The sequence below is a fragment of the Streptococcus mitis genome (assembly GCF_001579035.1).
GTDB classification, from domain to species: Bacteria; Bacillota; Bacilli; order Lactobacillales; family Streptococcaceae; genus Streptococcus; species Streptococcus mitis_J.
In genome coordinates this window covers 379,332-384,801 of sequence record NZ_KQ970285.1, presented here as the reverse complement: position 1 = coordinate 384,801, position 5,470 = coordinate 379,332, and the positions used below count along the sequence as shown (strand labels likewise).

Here is a 5,470-nt window from a genome sequence, read left to right as displayed (position 1 = left end):
GTATTTTCTGATTAGCTAACATTTAAAAATACAGAATCCCTTTTTTAAAAGAATATTTTTCCATTTCAAATTCCACCTATTTTCACCCACCAAAAAAGAGGGTTGCCCCTCTTCTTAGTTCTTATCCAGATTGCGTAGCATTTCGTCAATCTTGTTTCCATATTCGATGGATTCGTCTTTGACGAAGGTCAAATCTGGGATTTTGTACAATTTCAAATTGCGACCAAGTTCACGTTTGATAGTACCAGTTGCTTTTTCAAGCCCGATTTGGGCTTTTTGATTATCTGAAGCAAGATTACTCAAAATGGTGTAGTAAACCTTGGCAACAGACAAGTCACCCAGCATCTGAACATCTGTGATGGTCACACTTTGGACACGCGGATCACGGACTTTCTTTTGCAAAATCTCATTGACTTCACGCTTGATTTCCATGCCCACACGGTCCGTACGGAAATGATTTGCCATGATATTCCTTTCTCTACTTTGAACCAAAAGCTAGGCCAGCAGACCTAGCTATTTTTAAACTTATTGATTTTCATTTCAAATTGGAACGAAGTTCAATTTGAAATCATCTGCTTCTTTCGCCGTGGTGAAAGTGATGGAACTGATTGATCAGTCCCATCACAGTGGATTTTTGAGACTCTAGGCTCAAAAATAAGCAATGAAACCATCGGTTTGCTTGCGTCCCTCACCACCTAAGAAAGGAGCAAAAATCTTATCTTTTAATCTCTTCCATGACATAAGCCTCAATCACATCATCCATCTTGATATCATTGTAGCCATCGATCATCAATCCACCTTCACGGCCGTTTGTAACTTCTTTGACGTCGTCTTTGTAGTGTTTCAAGCTAGCAAGTTCGCCATCATAGATAACAACACCGTCACGGATAACACGGACTTTAGAGTCACGGGTAACCTTACCGTTGATAACCATGAATCCACCGATAGTTCCCACTTTAGACACCTTGAAGGTTTCACGAATAACTGCTTCACCGATAACTTTTTCTTCGAATTCTGGATCAAGCATCCCTTTCATGGCTTCTTCCATCTCTTCGATAACCTTGTAGATAATGCTGTGAAGACGGATTTCAACATCGTCAGCTTCTGCTTGTTGACGAGCTTGTGGTGTAGGGCGTACGTTGAAACCAACGATAAAGGCATTTGAAGCTTCGGCAAGGGTCACGTCTGATTCGTTGATAGCACCTACCGCAGAGTGAACGATGGTAACTTTAACACCTTCCACGTCGATCTTTTGAAGTGAGGCAGACAGGGCTTCAACTGAACCTTGTACGTCGGCCTTGATGATCACGTTAACTGACTTGAGTTCACCAGCTTTAAGCGTATCAAAGAGGTTTTCAAGGCTGACACGTTGGGTAGCTTGACGTTGTTTCATGAGGGCACGTTTGGCACGCTCTTCACCTGCCGCACGCGCAGATTTTTCATCTTCGTAAACGGCAAAGTGGTCACCCGCCATCGGTGCTTCATTCAAACCTGTAATTGAAACTGGTGTTGATGGTCCAGCAACCTTAACACGACGACCAAGGTCGTTAGTCATAGCACGGACACGACCGAAGGTATTTCCGACAACGATTGGATCTTGGACATTCAAGGTACCTTGTTGAACAAGAAGGGTTGCGACCGCACCTTTTCCTTTATCCAAGCGCGCTTCGATAACTGTACCGATCGCACGCACTGTTGGGTCTGCCTTGAGTTCTTGGATTTCAGCTACAAGAAGGACTGTTTCCAACAATTCTTCGATATTTTGGTTGAATTTAGCTGAGATTTCAACAAATTCAGAATCTCCACCCCAAGCAGTTGACATGACACCATGCTCTGCCAATTCACCGATAACGCGTTCTGGGTTGGCACCTGGTTTATCAATCTTGTTGATGGCTACGATGATTGGAACGTTTGCTGCTTTTGAGTGGTTGATAGCTTCAATTGTCTGAGGCATAACCCCGTCATCTGCCGCTACGACCAGGATAGTAATATCGGTAACAGAAGCACCACGCGCACGCATAGATGTAAAGGCCGCGTGTCCTGGTGTATCAAGGAAGGTAATCTTCTTGCCATTTTCCACGATTTGGTAGGCACCGATATGTTGAGTGATGCCACCCGCTTCACCTGTCGCAACACGAGAGTTACGAAGGGTATCTAGGAGGGTTGTTTTACCGTGGTCAACGTGTCCCATGATAGTTACAACTGGTGGACGCTCAACCAATTCATCTTCATTGAGATAACCATCTTCGACAAAGAAACGTTCGATGTCGGCATTATCCACTTCAACCTTTTGTTTGGCTTCGATACCATAATCTACCATGAGGAGTTCAATGGTTTCCCCATCCAAGGATTGGTTTTGTGTGGCCATGACACCCATCATGAAAAGTTTCTTAACGATTTCAGCTGGTTCACGTTTGATACGTTTTGCGATTTCCGCAACGGTCATACCATCTGTATACTCAAATTCTGTTGGCAATTCATGGAATTTACGCTCTGTAACAGGTTTTGGAGTCTGATTACGGTTGTTCTTGTTATTGCCTTTTTTGTTCTTTTTGTTGTTATTCCAGTTACTATTCTTTTGATTTCTCACTTGATTTTGACTACTTCGATTCTTTTGTTGTTTTCTAGGACCATCTTCTTCGTGATCATAATCGTCACGATTTTTGTCTGGTCGAGCTTGTTTTTTACGACGTGTATCCACTGCAGGTTCTTTTTTCTCAGGGACGACTTCAACCACTGCTTGAACTTGCTGTGCTTGCTGCGCTTGTTCAGCTAACTTAGCCGCTTCTTCAAAGATTTCCTCTGGTTCCTTGCGTTTGTTAGCTTGAGCCAAGGCTTCTTTAGCAGCCTGATATTGTTTGAAGCGTTCTTCGCTTGAACGTGCGTACTCTGCATTTTGCTCTGCTTTTAGGGCTGCTGCACGGGCTTTAAAGTCAATACGTGGAGCTGCTTGATTTGAACGTTTGTCCTCTTGTTGACGGCGCTCATTTCCACGATTTTGCTGACCTTGCTGCTTCTTAGCTTGGTCATTAAAGCGACGATTGTCGCGGTTACCTTGACCTTGTTTTCCACCATTACGACCGTCGTTTTTCTGACGGTTTCCGTTTTGTTGTTGGTCACGGTTATTGCCCTTATTTTGCTTGCGTCGTTCTGCCTGCTCTTTGGCACGAGCTTCACGTTCAGCCTTAAAATTACGGCTTTGCGGTTTAGCTGCTACTTTTTCTGCCTTCGGAGCAACTTGCTCTGGCGCTTTTGCCTCTTCCTTGGCTACAGCTGGTTTAGCTGGCTCAGATTTTTCGGCTTTCTTTTCTGCACTTGCTTTTGGTGCTGCAGGTTTTGCTTCTACTTTCGGAGCTGCTGCAGGCTTAAAGCTGGCAGCGATTTTTGCAGCGACAGCTTCTTCCACACTTGATGAGTGGCTTTTCACATCCAAGCCCAACTCTTTTGCACGCGCTACAACTTCTTTACTTTCTTTTCCAAGTTCTTTTGCGATTTCGTACAATCTTTTCTTAGACAAATCATGTCCTCCTCTTCTATTCCATAAGAGACCTCATTTTCTTTGTAAATCCAGCATCTGTCACAGCCAAAACCTTTCTTGATTTCCCGACTGCTATGCTTAATTCCAGTGTTGAAAACACGGTTACAATTTCTACTTGATAATAATGACTTTTATCTTGAATCTTCTTGGTCAGATTGGGTCCAGCATCATGAGCTAGAAAGACCAACTTGGCCTTGCCGTCTTGAATGGCCTTGACCACCAATTCTTCACCCGATATGATCCGCCCTGCTCGCTGAGCAAGTCCCAAGAGATTGCTTATCTTTTGCTTATTCAAGTCCTAACTCTCTTCTTTTTACTTTGTGATCCACATAAGCGATCAACTCGTCATAAAAGCTTTCTTCTACTTCCATGTCAAAGCTACGGTTAAAGACCTTCTTCTTTTTAGCCTCTATGGCTTCTGCATTGTCTAGCTTGATATAAGCGCCACGGCCATTGGCCTTACCTGTTGGATCGATAAAGACTTGTCCTTCCTTGTTTTTGACAATGCGGAGCAAATCTCGCTTATCAATCACTTCGTTAGATACAACAGACTTGCGCAAAGGGATTTTTCTCGTTTTCATCTTTCCCTCCTCTAGCAGCTTTTATTCTTCGACAGTATCGTTTTCTGCTTCCAAATCTACCGAACCAGCTTCTTCCATGGCTTCAAATTCGCTAGCAGACTTAATGTCGATACGGTAACCAGTCAAGTGAGCTGCCAAGCGAACGTTTTGCCCACGACGACCGATAGCAAGAGAAAGCTTGTTATCAGGAACAACCACCAAGGCACGTTTGCTGTCGTTTTCATCAAAGATAACTTGGTCAACCTCAGCAGGAGCGATGGCATTGTAGATAAATTCAGCTGGATCTGCTACCCACTCGATGACATCGATATTTTCCTCGATTGGCACCATACGATCGTTTTTAGCATCGTAGCGAGCTGGGTGGAATTTGCTGGTAATCTTCTTGATATTAGCTCCACCACGTCCAACGATTGTACCGATAGCGTCCACGTTGGGATTATGACTGCGAACAGCAACCTTAGTACGGTCACCAGCTTCACGAGCCACGCTCATGATTTCAACAGTTCCATCATAAACTTCTGGAATTTCTTGCTCCATCAATCGTTTAATCATTTCTGGATGACTACGGCTGACAAAGACGTTCACTCCGCGAGGGTTGTCTTCAACCTTGTAGACATAGACTTCGATACGATCATGAGAAGCAAAAACTTCTCCAGGGATTTGGTCTTGTTTTGACAATTGGGCTTCGATACTGCCAAGGTTGACATAGATGAAGCGGTTGTCAAAGCGTTCTACTGTACCAGACATGATTTCTTGTTCATGTTCTTTATAAGTATTGTAGGTAATGGCACGTGTTTGCTTGCGCATTTTTTCCATGATGGTTTGTTTGGCAGATTGGGCTGCTACACGACCAAACTCAGCAGGTGCTTCTTCAAACTTAATTTTATCACCAAGTTCATAGGCTGAATTGATGGCAAGAGCATCTTTTAAGCTGATTTCCAAACGGCTATCAAATACTTCATCAACAACTTCACGGACAGTGTAAACGGTAAAGTCACCTGTTTTTTCGTTAAAGTCAATGGCTACGCTGTCTGATTGACCATAGCGTCTGCGATAAGCGGAACGAAGCGACTCTACTACTGCGTCGATGATATCTTCTTTTTTGATTCCCTTGTCTTCTTCCAAAATGCGGAAGGCCTCTAGCATTTCTTTACTCATGTTTTCTTCACTTTTGAATTCTCAAAAGCTATCCTTTCTTTTTCTATAATTTTACTGCTAAACGTGCTTTTGATACTAAACTGTATGGAATTTGGACAGTTTTCTTACGCGTCTTGTCCATATATTCCATAGTCAACTCATCCTCTTCAAAGGCCAGCAAGGTTCCTTCAAAGACCTTTTGCTTATCGATGGC

6 protein-coding genes are annotated in these 5,470 nt (G+C 43.4%); all 6 read right to left on the bottom strand.

The features are described from left to right. Positions 1 to 114: 114 nt before the first annotated feature. Positions 115 to 465, bottom strand: a complete 351-nt coding sequence (gene rbfA / locus SMIDD26_RS01930; RefSeq protein WP_061438736.1) for a 30S ribosome-binding factor RbfA — start codon at positions 463 to 465, stop codon at positions 115 to 117. Positions 466 to 715: 250 nt separating this feature from the next. Then, entirely contained in the window at positions 716 to 3,517 is a 2,802-nt protein-coding gene (gene infB / locus SMIDD26_RS01925; protein ID WP_061438735.1) for a translation initiation factor IF-2, read from the bottom strand. Positions 3,518 to 3,533: 16 nt separating this feature from the next. Next, the gene (locus SMIDD26_RS01920; RefSeq protein ID WP_001041390.1) at positions 3,534 to 3,833 is read right to left on the bottom strand and encodes a YlxQ-related RNA-binding protein; all 300 of its coding nucleotides are present in this window, start codon (positions 3,831 to 3,833) and stop codon (positions 3,534 to 3,536) included. Beyond that, complete coding sequence (gene rnpM, locus SMIDD26_RS01915; protein WP_000857556.1) at positions 3,826 to 4,119, bottom strand: RNase P modulator RnpM; 294 nt, start codon at positions 4,117 to 4,119, stop codon at positions 3,826 to 3,828. The genes SMIDD26_RS01920 and rnpM overlap by 8 nt, the downstream gene beginning before the upstream one ends. 21 nt (positions 4,120 to 4,140) lie before the next feature. Continuing rightward, complete coding sequence (gene nusA / locus SMIDD26_RS01910; protein ID WP_000032274.1) at positions 4,141 to 5,277, bottom strand: transcription termination factor NusA; 1,137 nt, start codon at positions 5,275 to 5,277, stop codon at positions 4,141 to 4,143. A 43-nt stretch (positions 5,278 to 5,320) separates the two neighbouring features. Next, positions 5,321 to 5,467, bottom strand: coding sequence for an LSm family protein (locus tag SMIDD26_RS01905; RefSeq protein WP_419986645.1), 147 nt, complete (start codon positions 5,465 to 5,467; stop codon positions 5,321 to 5,323). Between the last annotated feature and the right edge of the window lie 3 nt (positions 5,468 to 5,470).